Raw genomic sequence first — 25,540 nt, forward strand, 5'->3', positions numbered from 1 at the left:
TGATATAAGTTGGATGCGTGTGCTGGAGCATGGGTGTCCCAAGAGGAGAAGGCATATTGATAGAACGCGATCTTCAGGAGTTGTCAAATGTATCGAGCCACCAATTCCCTGATAGGAGTGCGAAATGGTTCCTGCGTCAGCGGGAATACCTCGAGGCGTTACTGAGCCTGTTTGGTAAGGAGCTCGCCGATGCTCTTGACTTCGGGCGGATCGTGCAGGTGAATAGAAGTTTCATCTCCGATGACCTTCGGACGCAAGAATCGGATATGGTATTCCGGGTGCCGTTTCGGTCTCCGACGCAAACGGGTGGGGAAGTCATCGTCTATCTTCTCATAGAGCACCAATCCAGGGTGGACCGGTCTATGAGTTTGCGGTTGCTGTCTTACATGGTTCAGGTATGGATGGAGGAGCGGCGACAGTGGACAGAGGCAAAGCAACCCCAGGCAGAGTGGCGGTTGACTCCCATCATCCCGATTGTCTTTTACACGGGGAGCAGAGAGTGGCGGGCTCCGCTCTCTCTGACTGCCCTCATGGACAGCCCAGAAATCCTCACACGCTTCATCCCGACCTTCGACACCTTGCTCCTTGATGTCAAAGCCACAGACCCTGACGAACTGACACAGACAGGGCAACCTTTCGGATGGTTATTGACCGTCTTGCAACAAGAACACACTGAAGACCCGGACGTAATGCGACAAACACTCCTTGACGCTTTAGAGGGACTCAGGGACCTCCACACACACGACGCTGAAGCGTATCAGCGCGCAATTTTGTATATCTTCCTTCTTATCCTACACCGCAGATCCGAAGAAGAACAGAAAGACTTATTCCGTATCCTCACACAAGAGCATACACAAAACATGGAGATTGTAGGCATGGCAGAATCTATCATTGAAATCAGCGAAAAACGCGGACTCCAACAAGGCATAGAGCAAGGAGAGATCCAAGGCAAACAAGAGGCCCTGCTGAAGTTGCTGCAGCACCGGTTTCCGGGCGTTCCCGATACGGTGATCACGCGGGTGCGTGCCCTCCGTAACCTTGTTGAACTCGATGCGCTCTTTGAGAAAAGTCTGACAGCGAAAAGCCTTGAGGATATCCAGTAGCCATCCCGTGCAGTTTGGTATGCCGCTAAATATCCCCGAATATAGGAGAGAGGCGTTGGTCGTTGACATCTTTCACGCCTTCCAAGAGCGATTACAAGCATAAGACGCTGATCCGCCTCGGTTTTGTCTTTTAGTGTGTATTTATTTTTCAAATTTACTATAAAGATGCTGATGTGACGTTGCACATCAGCACTGCAACTGTAGAAGGAGATATAATTTATGAACGAAAACGAAAAGAAACCAAAAGTAAGTCTCGGCCTACTTTACGGAATTATCATTGCCATTGTTGCTGGTGCACTTATTGGAGGTTATGCCCCAGATTATGCAATCCACACAACAATCCTCGGTGAGATATTCTTAAACCTATTGAAGATGATAGTAGTACCGCTTGTTGTCTTGTCCATGATAGTCGGGATAACAAATTTAGGCGACATCCGTAACATCGGTTCCATCGGCGGACGGACTGTGCTGTACTACATGGCAACAACCGCGCTCTCCGTTCTCGTTGGGATAATTCTCGTGAACATCATCTCACCGGGGAAGGGGTTATCACAAGGCGAAGAGCGTGCCGATCTGAGTTACACACTCTCTGGTGCTGAGATGCTCACGCTTGAAATGAGTGGCGAATTCAATCGGACCTATAACAATAAATATGTGATTACCCTCACGGACCAGGACATCCGTGGTGAAGTCGAATCCATTGACGGAACAACAGTCACAGTAAAATCGTGGCAACCCTTCAGGGATGCCCGTTACGTCACCACAGACGATGGGGAACGCTTGTTATTCTCTGACGGTCAGCTCGTCCGGATAGAACCCGAAAGTACCGGTGAAGGCATTGACATCAGCTTGCCGATCGCCACAAGAATGTCCGACAAAACCGAGCGGACGATGGGCAACACCATCAAAGAGGTGTTCCTCGGCAACGAGAAGACCGGTAAAGAGGGGATGATCCCCTCAAACGTCTTCAAAGCGATGGTGCACACCGACATTCTGCCCTTAATCTTCTTCTCGCTCCTTATCGGTGCGGCTTTATCCATGCTTGGTGATGTTGGCAAACCCGTCATCTCCGTGATTTCTGGATTAAATGAGGCGGTGATGAAACTCGTCCATTGGATAATGTATGTCGCGCCTGTAGGTATTTTCGGCTTAATCGCAGGCAGGATCGGCGAGGCGAAGGGGTTCGCAGGTTTCTGGCCCGAACTTATCGCCGTCGGTAAGTATAGTGCGACAGTTGTGTTAGGACTTGGTGTACACGCTGTTATCATTTTACCGATACTCTTACTGTTCCTCGGACGTAGAAATCCGCTCAACTATTTCAAAGGTATGGCAACGGCTTTACTCAACGCCTTTTCGACAGCGAGTTCAAGTGCGACTTTACCCCTAACGATGGAAGGTGTTGAGAACCAGAACGGTGTCTCCAGACGGACCTCCAGTTTTGTACTTCCGTTGGGCGCAACCATCAATATGGATGGCACCGCACTCTATGAGGCAGTCGCTGTCATGTTCATCGCACAGGTCTATGCAATTTCCATGGATCCAGCACAACAAATAGTTGTCGTGTTGACCGCGACTTTGGCAGCTATCGGCGCAGCAGGGATACCGGAAGCAGGGCTTGTTACAATGGTTATCGTGCTCAGAGCCGTCGATCTCCCGGTTGAGGGGATAACGCTGATTCTCTCCATTGATTGGTTACTCGACCGATTCCGTACCGCAGTTAACGTCTGGGGCGACAGCATCGGCGCAGGCGTAATTGAGACGTATGAATCCAGAGACAGCGATACAACCGAAGCCCCAGCTACCACATAGCAACCTCTGATATGCTTAATCTGGAAGCATGGAAGCCTCAACCTTCCATCCCTTCCGCTGAAAAATCGAAAACTGGAAGGATGGAAGGTTGGAAAAACCTCCTTCCATCCTTCCTTATACCGTCAATCTGTTTCTGTAAACATAATGAGCACACAAAACGAACCAAACCCACAGCAATCAGCACTCAGCGGCGCGTCAATTCTCGCGATCATCAGTGTTGGGCTCGCCGCGGGGTGGATAGCATTCGCCTACTACAAAGGATCTTCCGCAGAGAGCAGCCGGATCCTGCTCTTACACCCGATAGTGCCGATACTGTTGATCGTATTGCTTATCCGTGTTTACCGCTGGATCGACATCAGAAGCATCGTCATTCTGGAAATACTGATGATTGCTATGTGGATTTTTATACGTTTGTTAGGTGTGCTAACGCCTTTCATTTTAGGGTTCGGATTTGCTTATATCTTCAGGTTTCTCTGGAATTCTTTCCCCTTCAAAGCGCGCTATCAACGCGGAATCGCAACTGTACTGATTGTGATTGTCTGTGGCGGGCTGCTCTTCTACACTGGAAAACAGGTTAGCAAGCAAGCAAGCCAAATGGGGAGTGGATTGCTGAAGTTTTATTATGAAACTGCGCTGCCGCATGCCATCGGTGAAACCTTTGAGGCAGTTGCTATCAGTACAGGGGAAATAACCTCGCCCCTACATGAGGACGAGATTACAGAAAGAAATGAACAAGCGACAGAAACGTTCTATCTGGGGACGAATCATGGGGTTTATGAAATTCAGCAGGACGTGGTAGACAAGCTTCCTCGTATCGGTATCACGAACGGTGCGCTCCTCGGTAAGTCAATTCAGACGCTTACGACAGGTGGAGATGTTATCTACGCCGGTACCCAAAGTGGGTTGTATAGGTATTATAAAGCACTTCCTGTTGCGGACAATGAGACAATCAAGGGTGCCGCGAGCACTCAAGAGATCACACCGAAAATCTGGCACAAAGTAGAAGGCACCCCCTTTGATACTGTTTCTGTCCAAGCTACCAACATTCCAATTTGGGATAACACCCAAATCTACATCGGAACCCAAAAAGGACTTTACAATAGTAAAGATTCAGGACAAACGTGGCGTGAAGTTGCCCCTGAAATTTATGCCGAAAGATCCATCGTCAGTATCATCTCTGTTGTGGATAGAAACGGTGATAGAATAACGTATGTCGCCAGTACGGATGGGGTTACCCCGCCCCTACAAAACGCAGAGCAAACGATTCCTCCACCTACAGTCACAGCAGTGCATTGGTATCTGGAAGACTCTGCTCTCGAATGGGAACCACTTCCCTCAATAACAGAAGAAATTTATGCCCTTGCAGATGTAGATGGCACCTCACAGGTGTCCGATATTGAATTATACGCTGGTACCCCCAATGGCCTCTATGAATGGCATCGTCTCGGAAACGAATGGAGAAAGGCGGAAGGCGCAGAGGGGACGGCGACAATTTCGCTGTTAGCCTCGGCACCTTCCGGTGTATACGCCGGTAATGCGACTGTCGTCCGGCATCGCGCAACATCCACAGCCGGATGGAAACCCTTTGCGACATATAAAGAAGGCATCATCCACGCTTACGAGGACCAACCTATCGTTGAACAGGTAAAATCATATTTGACGGAAAGAATACCAACAATTGCGCAAACTGGTAGCGAGGCTATCAGGGAAACGTTTCAATTCGCCGGTTCGGTCGCCTTTGGGTTCGGTGGATTTCTCGCCACAATGTTGTTCGCCTTCATCGTGTTTGTCTACGCGAGTCAGTCGTTTGATAACTATTTCCGCAGTTTCATCATGCTGGTGCCTGAACGCTATCGGGAAACTGTCAAGACCTATCTACGCGAAATTGATAAAAATCTTCAACAATTCTTAAAAGGGCAAGTCGCCGTGATTGCGATTGTGTCCGTGATTTCCTGCATCGCATACAGCATTATCGGGGTGCCGTTCGCTTTGGTTATCGGGTTGCTCGCGGGTATCTGTAATGCGATACCGACCTTTGGTCCCTTTATCGGTGGCGGTTTCGCCTTTATAGCGATGCTGATGGGACTCGCAGCTGGAGATTTCGGCTTAATTGACTTCCTTGTTCGTAGTGCTGTTGTGTTAGGTGCCATCCTCGGTATCCAGACGCTTGACAACTCGCTTATCTCTCCCAAAATCATGAGTTCTGCTGTTGATGTGGATCCATTACTGATTATGTTCGCCGTGATTGTCGGGGCAGCCGTACTCGGTTTTTGGGGGGTTTTGCTTGCAATTCCTATCATTGTTGTGATAAAATCGGTTATCGCTGTTTCCAACGACAGAGAGACAATTGGAAAACACCCGTAAGAGAAAAGGCAGTCGGCTGTCAGCAAAGAGGTTTCAAGAATAGCAGTCGGCACAGGCTGCAAAGCAACCCTTTCGGCAGTCAGGGCAGCAGAAAATCTGTAAACTGCTCTAAAGTGCCTAAAGTTGTTAAGAAACCCTCTTTCAACTTTACAGACTTCGCCACTTTCGTACACTTGCAAACTTTATTGCCTCTTCAAAAAGGAACATTAGAAAAATGGAAACCGGACACCCCATTGTTGCGATTGTCGGCAGACCGAATGTCGGGAAATCATCGCTCTTCAATCGAATCGCTGGAAATAGCCAGCAGCCAGCAGCCGTCAGCGATCAACAAGAAAATCTCTTTGCTGAAAGCGGAAAACCGAAGGTTTCCAAAGGTTTCCGTTCCTCGCGTAGATTCGCCGTTGTCCATGATACTCCGGGCGTAACGCGCGATAGGAACTATGCAGATGTAGAATGGGCGGATCGTCCGTTTACTATTGTTGATACGGGTGGTTTGGACGTTGATCCGGATGATCGACTTATTGATAACGTTCAATTACAGGTAGATGCCGCTTTGACTGAAGCGAGCCTTGTGCTTTTCGTTGTTGACGCGCGAACCGGTATCATGCCACACGACCTAATCGTCGCTGACAAACTCAGAGCTGCTGACAAACCGATTTGTCTCGTCGTCAACAAAGTAGATAGCGAGCAATTTCGCAACGAAGCCGCCGAGTTTTATAGGCTTGGTCTGGAAGAACCGGTGTGGACCTCCTGTGTCCAAAACGATGGGATCCGAGAACTGCTTGATTATATCGTGGAAACCCTACCAGAGACTGACGAAACAGTCCGCAACGCACCTGCAGCAATAAAAATTGCGATTGTCGGTAGACCGAATGTCGGAAAATCCTCCCTTATCAATAACCTCTTGGGTGAAGAACGGATGATTGTTGATGACCGACCCGGCACGACGCGTGATGCAGTGAATATACGCATCGTTCACGATAACATCCCTTTTGAAGTTGTCGACACAGCAGGCATGCGACGTAAATCGGTTATCAACGATGAACTTGAATCTGTCACTGTGAAACGTGCAATCCACAGTATTCGCCAAAGCGATGTCGCCGTACTCGTGCTGGATGTAACCCAAGATGTCGCACAGCAGGATAAGACGATCGCCAATTTCATTGAACGGCAGGGGAAAGCCTCGATTTTGGTCATGAATAAATGGGATCTCATCGTCGACAAGGATAACACGACACACCCAGAGTTTATGGATACAATAGATGCCCAACTCCCACGACTCGGCTATGTCCCACGCGTTTTTGTTTCTGCGCTGACGGGGCAACGCGTTACCCAAATATTAGAAACTGCCCTTGAAGTTTACCGTGAGTATTGCACCCATATCCCGACACCAGCACTCAACGACCTGCTTCTGGAGTTACGGAACGCGCACCCGCCTCCGCGCGTTAAGGGAGCGCGACCCGCCCTCAAATACATCACGCAAGTGGAGACAAAACCGCCGACTTTCCTAATCTTTGGACGAAACGTTCATCGCGTGCAGCAGCCGTATGAATCATATCTTATCAACAATATTCGGGAAGAATTTGGATTTCACGGCACACCGATACGGATCTTTTATCGTAGGTCATAACCCCAAAAGGAGGAACGCTTTGTCACGATTTAAAGTTTTTATCACACGTCCTATCCCTGAAGAAATTCGTGCGAAGATTGAAGCGGAATGCGAAGTAGATATGTGGCATACGAGTGCTATTCTGCCACCTATTGCCGAAAGGATCCCCCCTCTTGATGGATTGCTAACTTATGGACATGAACTGGTCACTCCAGAAATGATCGCTACCGCACCCAATCTCAAAGCGATCTCTGTTATGGGAGTCGGTTATGACCACGTCCACGTTGGAGCCTGTGAAGAACGGGGAATCGCGGTGGGACATACGCCCGGTGTCCTCAGTGATACCACCGCCGACATGACCATGGCACTCCTGCTCGCCGCTGCACGAAATATCGTTCCCGCCTACAACCATGTCCAAGTTTCTAAAGAGTGGAAGTACTACGACCCAAACATCCTATGGGGTACTGATGTGCATCACGCGACATTGGGGATTGTCGGTATGGGACGAATTGGACATGCAGTTGCGAAACGCGCAAGAGCCTTTGATATGCGCGTCCTCTATTACAAACGTGAACGTAGAGAGGACTGGGAACAGGAACTCGGTGTAGAGTATGTAACGCTTGAAAATCTTCTGGAAACCTCTGATTTTGTGACGCTCCACGTGCCGCTAACCGAGGAAACAACACACCTCATTGGCGAAGCGGAACTTGCTTTGATGAAAGAGACAGCCATCTTAGTCAACATCGCGAGAGGTCCCGTCGTTGACCACTACGCTTTACACGATGCCCTCAAAGATGGACAAATTGCCGGTGCAGCTGTCGATGTAACCGAACCCGAACCTATTAATACCGACCACCCGCTCCTCGACTTAGACAATGTGATCATCGCACCACATCTCGGCAGTGCTACCGTTCAAACACGAATGAAAATGGCAACAATGGCGATGGAGAATTTGCTCGCTGGTTTGAAGGAAGAACAGTTACCTTATGCGGCCTTTCAGCCGAACCTTCCTCAGTAGGAGGGAACTCCGATTCCCGACGACATCACTTGCATATACTCAATTAACTGATATAAGGAGGAAAAATGCTAGAAAGATTATTCGGGTTAAAAGAAAACAACACTTCGCTGAGACGCGAACTGGTTGCGGGTTTCACGAATTTTATGACGATTTCATACATAATCTTCGTGCAACCCTCCATGCTCTCACAAGCTGGAATGGATTACGGTGCCGTCATGGTCGCGACCTGTCTTTCCAGTGCACTCGCGACATTCGGCATGGCATTTTTTACAAACTATCCTGTTGTATTGGCACCCGGTATGGGGCTTAACGCCTATTTAGTTTTTGACGTTTGCTTGGGTTCAGGCGTACCGTGGCAGGAAGCATTGGGGATCGTTTTCATAGCAGGCTTGTTGTTCCTCATACTCTCATTTGTGGGAATCCGTGAAGCAATCATGAACGCCCTGCCATCATCGCTCCAGAACGCAATTGCTATCGGAATCGGGCTGTTTATTGCCTTCATCGGACTACAAATGAGTGGGATCATTACGAGAGATCCCGCCACATTTATAACCCGCGGTGATCTCGACTCCAGACCCGTACTCCTCTCACTCTTCGGTATTGCCGTAACATTGGGACTCATAGCACGCAGAGTGAAAGGCGCAATTCTGATTGGTATTTTTGCTTCAGCGGTTGCGAACCTCATCTTCGGAATCGCATCGTTTGATGGGATTGCTGCGTCACCGCCATCTATCGCACCGACACTCTTTAAACTAAAAATTCCCAACATTTTCGACAAGTTGGAATTAATTCCGGTCATCTTTGTGTTTTTTGCCATTGACATGTTCGATAGCATCGGCACGCTCACGGCTATCGGTTATAGGGCGGAACTCCTTGAAGAGGGGAAACTCACGAAAGCCCGACCTGCACTTATAACGGATGCAGCAAGTACCGTCGGTGGTGCCTGTCTCGGCACTTCAACTGTGACATGCTACATCGAGAGCGCAACAGGTATCGCCGAAGGTGGACGTACCGGGCTCACCGCTGTCTTTACAGGGATTTGCATGTTGCTGTCCCTCTTTTTATATCCGCTCGTTAAGATTGTTGGCGGTGGATATGCAATCACTCAGACAGCCGTGCTTTATCCGATTATCGCTCCGGCACTCATCGTTGTCGGTGGGTTGATGCTCAGGAACGTCAGCCAGATTGATTGGGAGGACATCACAGAATCGATTCCCGCGTTCCTTACCATGTTGATGATGCCACTCTCCTTCAGCATTACAGACGGCATCGGCTTCGGATTGATTTCATTAGCGTTTCTGAAGTTAGTGACGGGTCGTAGAAAAGAAGTGCATCCTGTCATCTACTACTTCGCACTCTTCTTCATCGCCTGTTACATCGGTGATCTGTAATCACCATCCTCCGCTGGCGGGGTGTTTCTTCTAACAACCCCGCCTTAATTAGTAGGTGCGGTTTTGCGGCGTACTTGAAGAAACACCCAAGCAAAAACCCCAAATGCGACGTGCATTATTGCACCTTGCGTAAGCCCTATAATTTGTATAAACCTAATACCATTTCTAACCGACTACTTTTCCATCAGCTTGTAGCATAAACTTCCAGTTTGTGCATAAGTCAGTAGCATAAACTTTACGGAGACTTCGGATGAAAAAGCCTGAACTTGTCATTGGATACCTTATGAATGGCGGAGCCTTCATCCAATCTATTAAGGTTCCAACGTTACTGGATTGGATCAAACACTTAGAACCTGAGGAACTTATTGCGTTTTTTCAGGATTTACTCGAATTGGTAATACAGATTCCGAGGGGGAAGGAAGATGTTGAGGCACTTGAGGAATTTCTCGCCTATTGGCGCGAGCTTGCATTAGAATCAGACAGTGCACTTGGCGAAACTCACACCGATCCGGAAGAAGCAGAAATCGCAGCGAAAGCCGCTGATATACTTTGGAAATCTCTCGCCGATTCCCTCAGCGCAGCCATGAGCACAGGCGAATTGGGAATCTTCAGAAATTATGATGATGAGGAACACGAATTGACATCACCGTGGATAGATATTGTTGATGAGCAACCCGGACCGGCATTAACAACTCACGGCATTTACATGGACCCAGAGCCTGTTGATATAACAGAAGCACAACGGGATGCGTACTTAGCTCTATCTATTTTAGAAATCCCATTTTCTGTCCGAATCCACAACTGTCTCGAAAGCAGAAATATCAAAACCGTCCGTGATCTCGTAGGAAAAACGGAAAACGAGCTACTTCTGTACAAGGGTTTAGGACAAGGGTCAATGCGCGAAATTAAAGAAAAACTCGCTGTCAAGGGCCTTTGGCTGGAAATGGACCTGGATGACGAGGACTATGAAGAGGACGAGGACATCTACGAAGAAGATACGGAGTAAGTCCTGTGAATATAACGAAAGGGTAAACGTGATAGCACCCATAAATCCGCGATAATCCGCGACTCAGACGAGACACGCGCTAATACCAAGCCAATGGGTAGGGCACAATTGTCAATCATGAAAATCCTTTAATCCTGCAAATCCTGATTCAGACAGTATAAACCTAACCCATCCTCCCGCCTATAAAATTTCAGAGTAAACTTCCGAGAAACCTTCTGCAAAAACCGCCTAAGTCCAGTCACAGTATGGGTTTACAACCTTTTTTCTAAATCCATCACTTTTCAGACTTACTCTGAATACTCTGAAACGCGCGCCATTTCCTTTCCGAGATTTTTGTGTAATACGATTGCACGCGTTCCCAACTTCTGTTAAAATAATAGGTACACGAAAGGAGTGTCTAAACAGTCTATGAAAACCACACACTCAAAAAACACAACTACCAAAAAACAGAAGCAACGCCTCGCTTTTCCCGTCTATGATGAAGAGGACATCCTTAACTGGGATGCTGCCATCGTTACGCCACCACCGCGTCCATCCGGTACAATACGAGTTAGGTTAATATACAAAGGACGTAGTAAACCAATTCCCGTTGAAAATTTTTGGGAAGAGTAGGCATTGAACGCTATCAAAACTATTATGGAAACCGCTGATCTCAAACAACGCATTACACACGGAGAAAATACTACGACCGAATTCAAAGAGAACTTCGATCAGGAAGCGATTGAGACTACCGCTGCATTTGCGAATACCGACGGCGGCACGATTCTCATTGGTGTATCTGACAAACAGGAAATCAAAGGAATTACCATTGGGAAAGAGACGCTAAGAAACTGGTCAAACCAAATCCTTCAAGCGACTGAGCCGCGCGTAGTTATAGAAATTAAGTCAGTCGCGGTAGAAGGGAAATCGGTGCTGTTGATACATATCGCGAAATCCTCTATAAAACCTGTTGCTGTTAGGGGAAGATGCTATAAGCGGGTTGGGAATAGTAACCGTGTCATGTCCCCACAAGAAATTACCCAGATGCACCTCAACGCCACTGGACAAACTTGGGATAGGCTCTTAGCCGCGAACGCCGGAAGTGATGATATAGACCCGAAAAAAGTGGAGTGGTACTTAACTCGGCGTGAAGAGGTCCGGAACGTTGCAAGCCCCCAAGATATGGGTGTGATAGAATTATTGAGAAACATTAAAGGAGGTAACGGAGAAGGAACACCAACTCATGCCGGTATTCTTTTCTTCGGTAATTACCCTCAAAGATTTCTCCAAAATTCTCAGCTCCGGATTGTTAGATTTAAAGGGACATCTGTCACCCATCCTGTCATTGATCGATTGGATTGCTCTGGGGCACTCTGGGAAATGGTCGATACCGCCGAGGAATTCATCAGAAAAAATATTAGACTCCTCAGTTTTCGGACCTCAAGGAGTTTCCAACGAGACGATAAGTTTGAGTATCCGCTGAAGGCACTGCGAGAGGCGATTATCAATGCCTTAATTCACCGCAACTATCAAAAACACTCGGATGTCCGAGTCTTTATATTTGATACCCGCGTTGAGATCATTAATCCCGGTACTTTTCCAGAAGGTGTCAGTCCGGACGCGCCAGCCCATGAACCGGTAAATCCCACCTTAAGCCAATTCATGTACGATATTGGCTTCATTGAACGTTATGGCTCTGGCATCAAAATGATGAAGAGACTATCTAAGGAATGGGGAAACAAAGCACCGCGTTATGAGTTTCACCCATTAGAGACCAAAATTATCTTTGATTCCCCGATTCAAGAGAGCACTTTTATAGAGATTGACGACATTTCAGAGCAATTGAACGAACGTCAAAAAAACGCTTTCTTCTATGTACAAAGACACGGGCAAATTGCGACAAAGGAATATGTAGCGATCAACAGTGTCTCGCGTCAGACTGCCTATGCCGAACTATCGGATTTGACCAACAAAGGTTTACTCACTACGATAGGAAAGGGAAGAGCAACCAAGTACGTCCGAAAAGTAACTGATTAAGTAGGCGATTAAGTAGGCGATTAAGTAGGCGATTAGGTGAACGATTAGGTAACTGATTATTATAAGGAGCAGGGCTATATGTTGGAAGAAAAGAACTATGGCATTACCAAGATAGCTGTAAAAGGCTTCAAGTCAATAGCGGAGGAATGTGAGATTGACATCCGCCCACTGACAATCCTTGCCGGTGCAAACAGTTCAGGGAAATCCAGCATCATGCAGCCGCTCCTGATGCTGAAACAGACGCTGGAGGCACCCTACGATCCAGGACCGCTGTTGATTGATGGACCAAACGTTCAATTTACTGAGGCAGCACAATTTCTGTCCACATTACCCAACAAAAAAGGGAAAGACCGCTTTCAGGTTCGGATTGAGACTCATAAGTCTGATGTTTTTAACGCAGTGCGGACAACTTTCAAAAAGGGAAAGAATGGGATTGAAATTATCGAAATGACTAAAGAAAATTCAGGACCTGATCGAACATTATCTTCCAAGTACCTTACATTGTATCCAGAGATGTTGCCTGAAGAAATCAAGTTACTGGGTAATCAAGATCCGGCATTCAAGAAATTTGATATAGTGAAGCGTTCGCGCTGTTTTTTGTATTTGGGATCTCAATATAGTAGTGGTTTCTATGAAGTCACTTATGGTTTTGGAGCATATATTTTCAATACTATTCACCTCCCCGGATTACGCGGCAATCCAGAACGCATTTACAAACTTACCAGCACCGGTCCCCAGTATCCCGGCACATTTCAGCACTACGCTGCGAGCATCATTCACGAATGGCAAGAGACGAAAGACAAACGTCTGAAAAGGCTAACCGATGCCCTTCATACACTTGGGTTGACAAGACAAGTTGGCACGAAAAAAATCGGTGATGTCGGTATTGAACTTCAAGTTGGTCGTCTCCTACACGACAGTACCAACGAGACGGATATGGTCAACATCACCGATGTAGGACTTGGTGTGTCTCAAGTCTTGCCTGTTTTGGTGGCATTGATTGTAGCGGAACCTGGACAGTTGGTTTATCTCGAACAACCAGAGCTACATCTCCACCCCCGCGCACAAGTTGCATTAGCACAAATGCTGGCAGACGCGGCGAAACGCGGTGTGCGCGTCGTTGCCGAGACGCACAGTTCACTGCTGCTTTTGGCAATTCAAACGCTTGTTGCCGAAGGGGACCTCCCATCGGAGTTAGTGAAGCTGCACTGGTTCACACGCCGAGAAGATGGCGTAACTGAAGTTGCCAGTGCTGACTTAGACGAGGCGGGAGCTTATGGAGAGTGGCCAGAAGATTTTGATGATGTAGACCTCAAAGCACAAAGTCGTTATATAAAAGCAGCGCAGTCGCGTTTTGTTGAAGGGACATAGTATGCGCTCAAGGAATTTGAAGCGACTCGTTGTGAACGCCTCGGTTGCCCGGGCTGCCGGTGGTAAAGGAGCAACCGCGTCCGTATCAATCAACTGCACCGAATTTCTTGAAACCTTTCGAGATGAATGTCCACATCACATTGTGATGACACCTGAGTTATCTGAGGAGTGGGACGCACATCAATCGAATTTTGCAGCCAGATGGTTGAAATCGATGATTGCCAGAAAGAGGTTTGATTACATCACGCCTCCCCAAGATACAGCACTGTCTAACAAAATCGACACAACAACCAAAGAAAGAGATATTGAAGCACTACGAAAAGATTTTCATCTCCTCCAAGCAGCCCTCGCAACCGATCAGACAATTATTTCACTTGACGAAACCGTCCGTAGGCTTTTCAAACGCGCCTCTCAACAGGTCGGCGAAATCCGAAATATTATCTGGGTAAATCCAGATAGGACAACAGAAGAACAACCCATCACTTGGCTCCAAAACGGCGCACCACCTGAATCCCATCGTCAACTTTCCGCTTAATCCCGTATCTTCAGTAATGATGTAAAGAATAAGTTGACAGTCACAGAAAATCTATAATCCTGTCCATCTTAAAATCCTGTAAATCCTGCTTCAGACAATCACCCGCGCCAACCTACATCAATGCTCGTATATCCGTGTGTGTATTGGTGCAAATGAGGCGGTAAATCCGCTAAGAATTGCCTACCCTCGTCCGGGATCTCCCACGGAATATCAATGGAATGGTCACGCCGCCGGAAACCGATAGCGCACGACAACCGAATTTCATCAATCTGGTTCGGGAATGCACCGTGATACGTCCGATGCGCAAACACAATCATATCCCCCGGATTCGTGAAGAGTGGCACTAACCCCGGAATATCGAATCCTATGTATGCCTTCTCCTCTCCACCTTCCTTATAGAAGGAACGTTTATCTGCTGTTAGGTTGAAACCTTCAGGGCCCTCCCAACCTTCCACATGAGAATCCTCAATCACGCACAGACCACCGTGCTCCGGGCGCGAGCCGGTCAAATAGAACCATTTGCCTGAGGGCCACAGTCCTCGGTTCAGCACATCCCCCGAATTTTTCGGTGTATCTGTCGAAAACCCGCACCAATCGGTATGCCATGCGACGGGTTGTGAGCCTGGCATCCGAATAATAGCAGCAGATCGGTGGACAGTCATTTCGTCTGTACCAATCAGATGACGGTGAATCTTCATAAAGGGTTCGCATTCTAAGAGTTGCCACGCCCCCGCTCCGGATTCAACCCAAGCGTGTCGGGTACTACTTTGCCCATGTGCCAATTCTCTTTTCGGATCCGTGCCATCGAAAACCGCTTGTTTTAAACCGTCAACTAACTCAGGAGGGAGGACATCTTTGACAATCGCGAAACCGTGCGCCTCCAAGCATTCGGACATCTGAGAAAGTTGATCCATCTCAAATTCGTAAGTATAACCAAGTTCCGGTTTCTGAATCTCTAAATATTCTTCCATGCGTAACACCTCAGATATTTTGTTAGATTTAAGTGCGTGTTGTGAAAACTGAGTTTCAGCATATTAGCAGACATTCATTGCTGCGTCAATCGCAATTTTTTCGACGCAATGCGCTATACACTTGCACTAATTGCTAATTTTTGTTAAAATAATCCTGCTACTTCACAAGGTAGAGGTAGCATTTACATGCTAACAGCGACACTATTAAATATCCCATAGGAACTGGAAGTGACACAGTCAATCCAACACATCACACAGACACCAATTACCCGAAAAGGTTAAAGGACTACCTAAAAACAGACACCCCAGAAACGATCTGGATACGCGGGAATACCAACTTGTTACCGGGACAAAATACCAGTTTAACGTGAGTGGACACACGGATCCGCGTATAAAAAATAGAAGCATCGGAGGATTTATATGATACGCAAGCGGAACCCAATAGCACTCAGATACCGTGTGGTTTCAGGGATTCTGGCATCATTTTTCTTGATGGCTGTTTTCTTTTCAGGCTGCCAACGAATTCAACAAATTGTTGCACCAACGGATTCAGAGGCACCAGACAACAAGGTTATTGTCAAAATAGGTTTTTTATATAGCCCACCCGACCCGGGGACGACTCGGAACGGAGCGGAACTGGCTGTCGCACTCGCGAACGAGGCTGGCGGAATTAATGGGCTACCGATAGAACTCCTCATTCGGGATGATAAAAGAGACCCAGCACTCAGCGTCCAATACGCAGAGGAACTAATTAATGCTGGTGTATCCGCAATCGTGGGACCGGACTACTCTGTTCTGGCAATGGACGTAGGGGAGGTTGTCCAAGAACACGGAATTCCCATGGTGACAACCTATCCGACGAACCCGAAGGTTCCTGAAAGCGGGAATTTTTCGTTTATGGGAGCGTTCACCGACCCATATCAAGCCGATGTGATGGCTGGTTTCGCTGTTCGGGAATTAGGCGCGAAAACAGCCGCAGTGCTTACAGAAATGGGTAATGCTTACTCGGAAGGGTTGACGGATGTTTTCATTGAAGAATTCACTGCTCAGGGTGGGACAATTGAAGTTGATCTATTTTACGAGGCAGGTACCACAGATTTTACCGAGCAATTGATGGCAATTGCAGCAGTGGAACCGGCTATCGATGTTGTCTTTCTACCCGGCTTGGGCACCGAATTCTTGTTAGCTGTGAAACAGGCGAGGGCTACCGATATTAATATCCCCGCAATTTTCCTCGGGGGCGATGGCTGGGATAGACCCGATCTCGTTGAAATTGCTGGGGTAGCAGCTGAAGGCAGTTTCTTTGCGAACCACTTTTCAGCCGGAGGTACCCCAGAACAGTTAGGAAAAGAGGCGAGCCAATTTATTGCGGACTATACCTCACGGTTTGGCATTGCACCTGACGGGCCCGCATCGCTCGGATATGATGCAGCGAACATTATCATTGAAGCGATGAAACGTGCACCTAATCTGCCCCCCGCGGCAATTCGAGACCAAATTCAAGCGACTCAGAACTACAATGGAGCTACAGTTCTGTCGCATTTTGATGAAAATCGGCATGCAATTAAAAGTGCTGTCATCAACACCGTCAAAGATGGAAGGATACAACTTCACAAAGCGATCGCACCCTAATTGTCATTTAGGAGGAAAATAATGGCAGAAACTGTTTTTTTAGGAGACCATGAATTGACCTTTCCCGGCCCACATCTCGGTGTGCTTCGGGATTGTAACGCCGTGCTTGACTCAGCAGAAGGCTTGCACCAGCAAATAGCAGAGGACGGGTATCTACTCGTTCGTGGCTTAATTGACAAGGAAAAAGTTATCGCAGGGCGTCGGGCTATCTTGGAATACGCCAATGGCAACGGAAAAGACGAAGTTTTTAAATCTGGCACCGACATCATGGACGCACTCGCTGGTGAAGGGAGTCCCGGACGAACGATGGGCACGCCTGCCGTCACACACCATCCAGATGTCCAATCTGTTTTGGAAGGCGACGAACTCTTCAAGTTCTTCCGCACTTTCTTTGGTGGCGATACCCGCACGTTTGATTACAAATGGCTACGGTTCGTCCGCCCTGATGGCTGGTCGGGACCGCATTTCGATTTCGTCTATATGGGGAGAGGTTCAAAGCAGCTACACACCTGTTGGGTCCCGTTTGGCGATGTACCTGCGACGATGGGAACACTGACGGTGCTTGTCGGGTCACATAACCTTCCAAGCTTTGCACCGATTCGGGATACCTACGGCAAAACGGATGTTGACAGAGACGGTACCCCTGGACATTTCGGAAACGTTCCGATGGAGATTAGCGATAAATACGGCGGCGAATGGCAGACAGCCGATTTTGAGATGGGGGATGTCATTATTTTCACAATGCACACGATGCACACCTCTACCAAGAATCTCTCCGATAGGTGGCGCGTCAGTTGTGACATCCGTTTCCAACCCGCAGCGCATCCAATTGATGAGCGATGGGTCGGCAAGAACCCGATCTCTCACACAGGAAGCCAAAAGATTTCGTTTGAAGAAGCAAAGAAGGAGTGGGGATTGGAGTAATGTAACCAGCACTCGCATGGTACGTCTTGTATATGAAGTACCGTCTGACACATTTTATCTTCTTAGAGATTCCTCAACGGTATCAATTGACAGCAAGTCGATAAGATTCTTGTTAATATAGTAGTACTCTCGGCCAAACCGCAAACGCTCCAGCAATCCAAGTGCTGTTACTTCATTCAAATATTTTGTGGCTGTAAGGCGACTACATCTCAATTCTTCCTCAACAATACTAATCTTGCAGTAAGGCCACTTGAAGAGCAAATCAACAAATCCTTCGCGCTCAACGGCTTTCGTTTTGTCCCGCGCCGTTGTAATGACGTTGTTGATAAGGCGATTAATTGCCTCTATTTTGTCTGCAGTGTCTCGCGAGGTCTGTTCCACTGCTTTCAAGATATAGAGAATCCATTGTTGCCAATTTCCGTTTTCCGTGACTTCACGAAGATAGCGATAATACTCATCCCGATTTTGGATAAAGAAACGGCTGAGGTAAAGTATCGGTACATCAAGCAGTCCTTGATGTACTAAATAAAGGATGTTGAGTATGCGCCCTGTTCGACCATTGCCATCCATGAATGGGTGTATTGCCTCAAACTGGTAGTGCATTATGGCCATTTTGACAAGCGGTTGGAATCCATCATCCCTATCGTTAATAAATCGCCCAAGATTAATTAACAGTCTGATAAGGTTTCCATATCCAGTTGGGGGTCTGTAAATGAGCTTTTGTGTCGCTCGGTTTTCAATCACTACTGCGCCGTTACGCACTTTCATTTCCTCGTCAAGAATACGCGAGCAGATCTGCTCAAAGAGTTGTATGTCCAGAGTTGAGCCTTCTCGGATGTGATTGACACCATCCCACAATGCCTCGCGGTAGCGTAGTACTTCTTTGGTGTTGGAGTCAACCTGATTTCTGTCAGATGCCATTGCTCGGTACAGATCATCGTTCGTTGTAACGATGTTTTCGATTTCCGAGCTCCTACGTGCTTCCTGAAGGGGTAGTGTATTTATCAGAACTTCTTCGCTTGGCAGTTGCTTCACCAAGGCATTTGCCCTCGCAAGCTCAGTCATTGCCGATATGCACGCTTTGAGAATGTCACGCGATTCAAGGTCTACAGCGGGCGGAAGTTCAGGAAGATCGTTCCATGGAAGATTTGGATTGAATTGAGGCATTGTTGTCACAAGTCTTGGCAACCAGACATGTATACTTTTTGGCGATTTTTATACATATCAGCGTTGATATGTATAATTTGTATACATATCCATCCGGACATGTATACTTTTCGACGATTTTTTTATACATATCCATCTGGACATGTATACTTTTTGGCGATTTTTATACATATCGGCGTTGATATGTATAATTTGTATACATATCTATCCAATATTTGGTATTTGGCACGTCCTTACGATTACCCGAACAGTGCTCGTCGGATCTGACGCACCGCCTGACGAATCCGATCCTCGTTCTCTACGAGCGCAATACGGATATAGCCTTCGCCGTTATGTCCGAATCCGGCACCGGGAGAAACACAGACCTCTGCTTCGTTCAGGAGTTTCATCGAAAAGTCCAGAGAATTCAGATGCCGCCACGCTTCCGGAATAGGTGCCCAAACAAACATAGAAGCCTGCGGTTTCGGGACCTTCCATCCAATCCGGTTTAGACTGTCAACAAGTACATCGCGGCGTTTCTGATAGACAGCAGCGTTTTCCATCACCATGTCTTCTGGCGTGCGCAGTGCCATGATTGCAGCAACCTGAATCGGTGCAAAAATCCCGTAATCGTAGTAGCCTTTAATCCGAGCGAGTGCCTCGATAATCTCCCGATTTCCAGCGGCAAATCCGCAGCGCCATCCCGCCATATTGTAGGATTTGGACAGCGAGATAAATTCAACACCTACATCCTTCGCGCCCTTTGCTTGTAAAAGACTCGGTGCTTTGTAGCCATCGAAAACGATGTCGGCGTAAGCCAAATCGTGGATAACAACGATCTCTTGGCGTTTCGCGAACGCAACGATCTCCTCAAAGAACCCAAGATCAACGACAGCCCCTGTGGGATTATGTGGGAAACTTAAGATTAACACTTTGGGTCTCGGCCAAATATCACGCGTGATTTCGGTCAGTGAGGGGATGAAATCGTTCTCTTCTGTCAAGGGTATGCTCACAACGCTTCCACCCGCAAGCACAATACTGTACATGTGGATTGGAAAGGTCGGATTCGGCACCATCGCCAAGTCTCCGTTATCAATCAAGGCTAAAGCGAGGTGTCCAAGTCCCTCTTTGGTGCCGATGACGGCGAGGGTTTCTTCATTCGGATCGATGTCAACCCCGAACCGGCGTTCATAATGCCAACTGACTTCCCGCCGTAGGTTGTAGATGCCGCGCGAAGCAGAATAACGGTGATTCCGAAGTTCCTGTGCCGCTTCCGTTAGTTTATCAATAATCGGTTGTGGGGTCGCTTGATTCGGATTCCCCATTCCCAGATCAATAATATCTATCCCTTGCTGTCGGCGTTCATGTGTTATCTGTTTGAGCTTACCGAACATGTATGGCGGAAGCCGATTTAAGCGTTTTGAAAATATATTCATTTGTTCCGAAACCTTTATTTTTTTACATCTGTACAGGACTTACACACAAAACAGATATTGAAGGATGGAAGGGTGGAAGGAGAGGGAAGATAGGGGGTTTCCGCACGTTTCCACCCATCCAATCTTCCAGTCTTCCAATCCCGCAAGCAAAATAAGGGGATTTTGCGTAAGTCCTATCTGTATTAGCAAATTTACTTTCCTATGTTCTATCTACCGTGCTCCCAATATGCCCGTAACCGCTCCCCCCAATTTGATATGACGCGTTTCGGGCTTGGATGCACAATTTGCTGGCGATGGAGTTGAGCCTCTTGAGCGAGTAGTTTATCTCGGCACGTGTTCACGACCTCGCTATAGGCTGCGTCTTCTGCAAGGTTTTTTGTCTCACCCGGGTCATCATGTCGATCAAATAGCTGCGAAAGCCCAAGTTGTTCGGCATCCGGTCCGGGTGGTGAGAAATCCTCCACCGCTTTCGGTCTGTATTCTGTAACGTATTTATACTCCTTAGTAACGATTGCCCGTCCCCAATAGTTACTCTCTATGTAAGCGCAATCCCGCCAAGGGACATCTTTCGCTTGAGCAAGTGGACGAACACTCACGCCTTGTATCCCTTCGGGTACGTCAATACCGGCGTAATCACAGACGGTCGGGAATAGGTCTACACCAGAGACGAAATGCCCTTCATCAAACCGATCTTTCTCTATAGAAATCCCATCCCCCAAACACGCCACGATGAATGGCACTCTCACACTCTCCTCGTAGAGCGTGAACTTCTGGAACATCTGGTGACTTCCACACGCTTCGCCGTGGTCCGCGCTAAAAATGATGAGTGTGTTATGGTGTAAAGAGGTCTCGCGCAGTAGTGCGAGCACTCTTCCGATCTCTGCATCAACCTTTTCAATGAATCTGTAATAGTTCCATCTCAAGTAACGCCAGTGAAGTTCATCCCAATTACGGACCCCTTTAAGGATAGCGGCGTGGATAAGCGCGTCGTCAACCCTTCGGCAGACGCGGTGTAGCACTGTCTCCCGTTCATCATAGTCGAAGTTTTCAGGGAGTGGTGGCAAACCGTCTTCCGAAACAGTTCCCTGTTCCAGAGGATTTGGGATACGTTTTTCCTCATGATTGTGCAAATATTCGCATACATCGTGTGGATCAACGTACCCGATCTGGAGGTAAAACGGTTCATCGCTATCGTAATTTGTCAAGAAATCAGCAACCGCATGCGTAGATGCTGAATCGTAGTATGCTGCACCGCCTGCCCCAATATCGGTTTTCCCGTAATAAAGCGTTTGAAAACTCTCACGAACATTTCGCCCAGGAACATGCCATTTGCCACAATGGAATGTTCTATAGCCGCCTGCGTTGAGGCACTGCCCAAGATCAGGAATTTCTGGGTGCAAATACCCACCGTTAAAAGGCACACCTGTTTCAGAGGTGTACAAACCTGTCGCCCAACTCGAGCGGGCAGCGGCACACACTGGATCCGTGCAGAATGACCTGCGAAAAGAGGTTCCATTTCGATGCAGTTCATCAATATTAGGCGTACGCAGATACGGGTTTCCGTAAGCCGAGATCGCATCCCATGAGTGCTGGTCGGTGTTAATAAAGAGAATGTTGGGACGTTCGTTCATTTACGGTCCCCCATCTTCTCTCTGAGTACCAACGTCTCAAAGAAAGTCGAAGCGATAGCGATGTTCCCGTGGACATCAAGCCACCAATAGGAGGGCAAAAGCCCAGCACCGTAGAGATAATAACCGTCAAGCGGAAGTGGGGTCTGTATCGACTCAAGGAAACCGAGTCTGCTTTTGGGTCGAAGTTGCTCTAAGTCTTCAAGCACCGCAATGTCGATCCCATCGCCCGATGCACGAATTGTTCGCGTAAGCGCGGGAATCACATCGAAGAGTGCCCAGTTGCACGTCAGCTTGACAGATGTGTCCACTGTTCCAGCACTGATTTCAGTGCCATTAATGCGCAGCCGAATCTCTGAATCTAAGGCGAGATAGCCCTCGCATGACAATCGGGAGTATGTATCGTCGCCACTGTTTCGGGCATCAACGCCCCAATTCCCCGTGAGTGGGCGGTAATCTTCATCCTCACAACGGAACTTAATCTCCAGATTCTCACCACTTGTTGTATTCTCGTATTGAACAGAATAACTCCAGAGATTATTGCCGTTCTTGCTTCGTTCAATGATGGCTGTCCCGATGCTTAGTTCTTCCTTAACACCCCCTCTACTATAGCCGCGCCAATAGTTCGGCAGGATATCGTAAACGTGGGTGACAGCGTGCGCTTTTTGTGTACCAGACGTGCTAATCTCTGGATCATATCCACGAAGTATTCTAATTAACTCCTGTGCAAATTGGGGATTTTGCGCACCGTAATTGTAATCAAACGACCAGTGCAGCGGATTGCTATTGTTCATGGTATTGCAATCATTTACGTATTTTGGGGATTTTGCCGGATGCAGCGTTGTGTGCATGACGGGTCGTCTCAGGCAGGCGATATCCTTGGCAGCACGCCAGTGTCCATGTACGTGCTGAATCCAAGGAGATTCGGTGTCCTATTGATACGTAGACCACCCGAACGTTTGTACGTGTGCGGACCGCGGCACCAATCACCTCGTCCTTGTCTGTGAGGTACGTGTAAGCACCCTGTTCTGAATCGGGTTCTTCGTATCGTCCCCAGAGTCGAGATTTTGCACAACCGATCGTCGGTTTATCCAAGACCAACCCTAAATGCGATGCGAGTCCGAATCGTCTTGGGTGTGCGATGCCCTGTCCATCTACTATCACCAGATCTGGTTCCGTTTGTAACTGCGAAAACGCTGTCAACAGTGGTGGGATTTCTCGGAAGGACAGCAACCCCGGTATATAAGGAAAACGAACAGGGCTCTCTGTAACCACGCTATCTACCACCTGTAGTTCGGGAAAACTGAGGACTACCACGGATGCACGTGCGATGTCCTTTTTCAACCCGATATCTACGCCAGCAACGGTGTTGATTGTCCCAAACCGGTCTGTTGTAACCACCTGCGTGCGAAGCCTGTTTTGAATTTGCCGTGCCTCTTCAGATGAAACATCCCACGAATGGAGAGCGTGATACTTCATAGCTGCCGCTGTTCGTTTTCAATCTAAACGTCATTTTGTTTTACAATGTCTCAGGCACCAAGAAAGAACGCAGCGGTAAACCTTTTCGTCCTAATGCTCAATAACATTATAACACAAAAATCTTCAACTGTCAAACCTTTTCGGTGTAGCCTACGAGTCCAAGTGGCTATTTCTCGCGCGTTGTTTCTTTGACTTCAACAGCACCAGGCTTTGTGATATGCCGGATACCCGCAAAAAAAGCAGAGAGGACAAGGTAACCGCCGCCAATACCAATGAGGGCACCTAAGCTACCGATAATAATCTCTATTCCGTAGAACATCGTCCGTTCTCCTCACTGTAAAATTTCTATTATTATAGTAATAGACCTATGTGAGTCTATTGACGTTTCTCAGGTTTGAAACCTTCCGCCGAAAACGTTGGTAAGATATAACGCAGATACCTAATAATCGGTTTCAAACTTTGCCAAATTTTGTTTAATTTGTCTATTAATTGTCTCAATAAAAGGTATTAGCAATAATCATGCCATCTAAAAAACCTCCAAAATGACCGAATAAGTCGGAAAAATGTGTTTTATTTAACACAAAGGGACGAAAAATATGAAGAAATTGTAGCAAAATAGAAACACGCCCAATATGTCTTTGAAGTAAGGTTTTACGTGGAACATTTTTTAGGAAATGGAAATGCATATAAAACGTAACTTTATCGTATTTTTAGCGTCAAAGTGAACAAAGATTGTCTCTCACGAGGTAAATAGATGTTATATTTAGATACACTTGACAACCTGAAAAAAGACAACACACAAAACCAATTCGTCATCTGCCACCAAGCAGTAGACGGTTTGCAGAGTATACTTGAGTTAACTCCAGATACAGAACTGTTACGAAGATGGGAAACAGAGAAACTTGGGTGGGAAGAATTTCAACAAGCCTTCAAAGCGCAGCTGCGCGAGGAATACAGTAAAGGTGAAAAAAGCCGACTCAGAGGTTTGGCAAGTTACTGTCTTGAAAATGATGTTGTCCTCTACTCGCCAGAATCTCCCGGTGAACAAACCTATCGCGCTGTTCTCACTGAGGTGATTAATAGTATATGGGAAGCGACAGGCGAGGCGGCGCGCGCTATCGACCAAGCTGCTGAATCTGTCAATAACGGACTTGCTAAGGTTTATCGAGATACAATGGAACAGATCGCTGATACGTGTGAATATTTACAACCAACTGTCCAAAACCCACATCGCAAATCCTGCCTCTACTGTCGGCATTTAGATGCACAAGTCTATAGCTGCCAGAAGTTAGACAAACTCGTCATTCCGTACAAGTGGCGTTAGAACGACTTTCGTCAAGCATAGCGAGGATACTGGGAGGCACAAGATGTTCAATAGCCTCGTTTCTCTCTAAGAGTTCGCGGGCCTCTGTTGAGGACATATAGGCGTAAAAGTCAGGCAGCAGAAGGCATGAAACGTAGGAAGCATATCGGTGAATTTCGGGTTGGGTCATGAAGGATTCTATTGTCTCGATATCCGCCTCCGCACGATTCGCAACAATAAAACGGGCGGTTCCGAACAGTTCCTCCAATTCCGCGTGAAAATCTGTGTAATATTTCGGATCGAAGATTCTCACTAAGGTGTCATATCCAACAATAAAGTAGAACTCGGTCTCCGGAGGTGAAATCGTTTTTAAAGCGGTGACTTTGTCAATGTACCTGCCATGGCTTGATACACCTACCGAAAACCTCCGATGATCCTTTGTGTACCTTTTGAGGGTCAAGAGCCTCGCAGCAAGCGGTAAACCGAACACCGTCTTATCAACGTTTGCTTTTGCAAGGAGTAGAAGCAGTTCGTCCAATTGGTATTTGGTGAATGTATCCTCTATCATTTTCGTATGTGCGAGGGTCAACGGATTGAAGGAACCTGAAAAAATACCGAGTTTCTTACCGTGTTCAAGGGTTGAGGATGTGGCACGATGAATCAGTTCTATCTGCGGCGGAGCTGTCGGGTCCAGTCGGTTAAAGAGTTCGGTGTACCTTTCGTAGTCCGGATGGTTTTCGCATTTTTGTATCAATAGATTCAAAAGTGAGTTTTCCATTTGCACACCTATTTTCGCTTT

22 protein-coding genes are annotated in these 25,540 nt (G+C 47.4%); 14 read left to right on the forward strand and 8 right to left on the reverse strand.

The window, feature by feature from the left end; translation table 11 throughout:
- Nucleotides 1-56: 56 nt before the first annotated feature.
- The 11 genes from OXH39_14740 to OXH39_14790 all read left to right on the forward strand — a co-directional run bounded on the left by OXH39_14740 (nt 57) and on the right by OXH39_14790 (nt 14,222).
- Nucleotides 57-1,103 (forward strand): Rpn family recombination-promoting nuclease/putative transposase, encoded by a 1,047-nt coding sequence (locus OXH39_14740; GenBank protein ID MCY3551715.1) that lies wholly within the window; start codon nt 57-59, stop codon nt 1,101-1,103.
- A 219-nt stretch (nt 1,104-1,322) separates the two neighbouring features.
- Entirely contained in the window at nt 1,323-2,912 is a 1,590-nt protein-coding gene (locus OXH39_14745; GenBank protein MCY3551716.1) for a dicarboxylate/amino acid:cation symporter, read from the forward strand.
- Nucleotides 2,913-3,056: 144 nt separating this feature from the next.
- On the forward strand, nt 3,057-5,276 hold the full coding sequence (locus OXH39_14750) for an AI-2E family transporter (protein MCY3551717.1): 2,220 nt from the start codon (nt 3,057-3,059) through the stop codon (nt 5,274-5,276).
- Between the two features lie 214 nt (nt 5,277-5,490).
- Nucleotides 5,491-6,906, forward strand: coding sequence for a ribosome biogenesis GTPase Der (gene der / locus OXH39_14755; protein MCY3551718.1), 1,416 nt, complete (start codon nt 5,491-5,493; stop codon nt 6,904-6,906).
- 19 nt (nt 6,907-6,925) lie between these two features.
- A complete protein-coding gene (locus OXH39_14760) occupies nt 6,926-7,903 on the forward strand; it encodes a D-glycerate dehydrogenase (protein MCY3551719.1) in 978 nt (325 codons plus the stop codon).
- A 65-nt stretch (nt 7,904-7,968) separates the two neighbouring features.
- Nucleotides 7,969-9,294 (forward strand): NCS2 family permease, encoded by a 1,326-nt coding sequence (locus tag OXH39_14765; GenBank protein ID MCY3551720.1) that lies wholly within the window; start codon nt 7,969-7,971, stop codon nt 9,292-9,294.
- Nucleotides 9,295-9,544: 250 nt separating this feature from the next.
- Nucleotides 9,545-10,300: a hypothetical protein gene (locus tag OXH39_14770; protein MCY3551721.1), complete on the forward strand. Its 756-nt coding sequence runs from the start codon at nt 9,545-9,547 to the stop codon at nt 10,298-10,300.
- Between the two features lie 408 nt (nt 10,301-10,708).
- Nucleotides 10,709-10,912 carry a hypothetical protein gene (locus OXH39_14775; protein MCY3551722.1) on the forward strand — a complete coding sequence of 68 codons (204 nt, stop codon included), beginning with the start codon at nt 10,709-10,711 and terminating at the stop codon, nt 10,910-10,912.
- Nucleotides 10,913-10,915: 3 nt separating this feature from the next.
- Nucleotides 10,916-12,316, forward strand: coding sequence for a helix-turn-helix domain-containing protein (locus OXH39_14780; protein ID MCY3551723.1), 1,401 nt, complete (start codon nt 10,916-10,918; stop codon nt 12,314-12,316).
- Between the two features lie 78 nt (nt 12,317-12,394).
- Nucleotides 12,395-13,687 (forward strand): AAA family ATPase, encoded by a 1,293-nt coding sequence (locus OXH39_14785; protein MCY3551724.1) that lies wholly within the window; start codon nt 12,395-12,397, stop codon nt 13,685-13,687.
- A 1-nt stretch (nt 13,688) separates the two neighbouring features.
- Nucleotides 13,689-14,222, forward strand: a complete 534-nt coding sequence (locus OXH39_14790) for a hypothetical protein (GenBank protein MCY3551725.1) — start codon at nt 13,689-13,691, stop codon at nt 14,220-14,222.
- A 98-nt stretch (nt 14,223-14,320) separates the two neighbouring features.
- Here the strand turns inward: OXH39_14790 and OXH39_14795 are convergent, their stop codons facing one another.
- Nucleotides 14,321-15,193 (reverse strand): phytanoyl-CoA dioxygenase family protein, encoded by an 873-nt coding sequence (locus OXH39_14795; GenBank protein MCY3551726.1) that lies wholly within the window; start codon nt 15,191-15,193, stop codon nt 14,321-14,323.
- A gap of 420 nt (nt 15,194-15,613) precedes the next feature.
- On the opposite strand from OXH39_14795, the gene OXH39_14800 reads away from it, so the two are divergent.
- Together OXH39_14800 and OXH39_14805 are read left to right on the forward strand one after the other, a co-directional pair.
- Nucleotides 15,614-16,825, forward strand: a complete 1,212-nt coding sequence (locus OXH39_14800; GenBank protein MCY3551727.1) for an ABC transporter substrate-binding protein — start codon at nt 15,614-15,616, stop codon at nt 16,823-16,825.
- Nucleotides 16,826-16,846: 21 nt separating this feature from the next.
- Nucleotides 16,847-17,749: a phytanoyl-CoA dioxygenase family protein gene (locus tag OXH39_14805; GenBank protein ID MCY3551728.1), complete on the forward strand. Its 903-nt coding sequence runs from the start codon at nt 16,847-16,849 to the stop codon at nt 17,747-17,749.
- A gap of 54 nt (nt 17,750-17,803) precedes the next feature.
- Here the strand turns inward: OXH39_14805 and OXH39_14810 are convergent, their stop codons facing one another.
- From OXH39_14810 to OXH39_14835, 6 genes are all read right to left on the reverse strand, one after another.
- Complete coding sequence (locus OXH39_14810) at nt 17,804-18,916, reverse strand: Fic family protein (GenBank protein MCY3551729.1); 1,113 nt, start codon at nt 18,914-18,916, stop codon at nt 17,804-17,806.
- A gap of 239 nt (nt 18,917-19,155) precedes the next feature.
- Complete coding sequence (locus tag OXH39_14815) at nt 19,156-20,331, reverse strand: aminotransferase class I/II-fold pyridoxal phosphate-dependent enzyme (GenBank protein MCY3551730.1); 1,176 nt, start codon at nt 20,329-20,331, stop codon at nt 19,156-19,158.
- Between the two features lie 206 nt (nt 20,332-20,537).
- A complete protein-coding gene (locus OXH39_14820) occupies nt 20,538-21,962 on the reverse strand; it encodes a sulfatase-like hydrolase/transferase (GenBank protein MCY3551731.1) in 1,425 nt (474 codons plus the stop codon).
- On the reverse strand, nt 21,959-22,753 hold the full coding sequence (locus OXH39_14825; protein ID MCY3551732.1) for a hypothetical protein: 795 nt from the start codon (nt 22,751-22,753) through the stop codon (nt 21,959-21,961). Before OXH39_14825 ends, OXH39_14820 begins: the two co-directional genes overlap by 4 nt.
- A gap of 10 nt (nt 22,754-22,763) precedes the next feature.
- Complete coding sequence (gene nfi / locus OXH39_14830) at nt 22,764-23,438, reverse strand: deoxyribonuclease V (protein ID MCY3551733.1); 675 nt, start codon at nt 23,436-23,438, stop codon at nt 22,764-22,766.
- 166 nt (nt 23,439-23,604) lie between these two features.
- Nucleotides 23,605-23,757: a hypothetical protein gene (locus tag OXH39_14835; GenBank protein MCY3551734.1), complete on the reverse strand. Its 153-nt coding sequence runs from the start codon at nt 23,755-23,757 to the stop codon at nt 23,605-23,607.
- A gap of 435 nt (nt 23,758-24,192) precedes the next feature.
- On the opposite strand from OXH39_14835, the gene OXH39_14840 reads away from it, so the two are divergent.
- Nucleotides 24,193-24,762 (forward strand): hypothetical protein, encoded by a 570-nt coding sequence (locus OXH39_14840; protein MCY3551735.1) that lies wholly within the window; start codon nt 24,193-24,195, stop codon nt 24,760-24,762.
- Here OXH39_14840 and OXH39_14845 read toward each other — a convergent pair.
- Entirely contained in the window at nt 24,740-25,519 is a 780-nt protein-coding gene (locus OXH39_14845; protein MCY3551736.1) for a nicotinate-nicotinamide nucleotide adenylyltransferase, read from the reverse strand. The two genes, OXH39_14840 and OXH39_14845, sit on opposite strands and share 23 nt — an antisense overlap.
- Nucleotides 25,520-25,540: the final 21 nt, after the last annotated feature.

Source organism: Candidatus Poribacteria bacterium (assembly GCA_026702755.1).
Classification (GTDB): domain Bacteria; phylum Poribacteria; class WGA-4E; order WGA-4E; family WGA-3G; genus WGA-3G.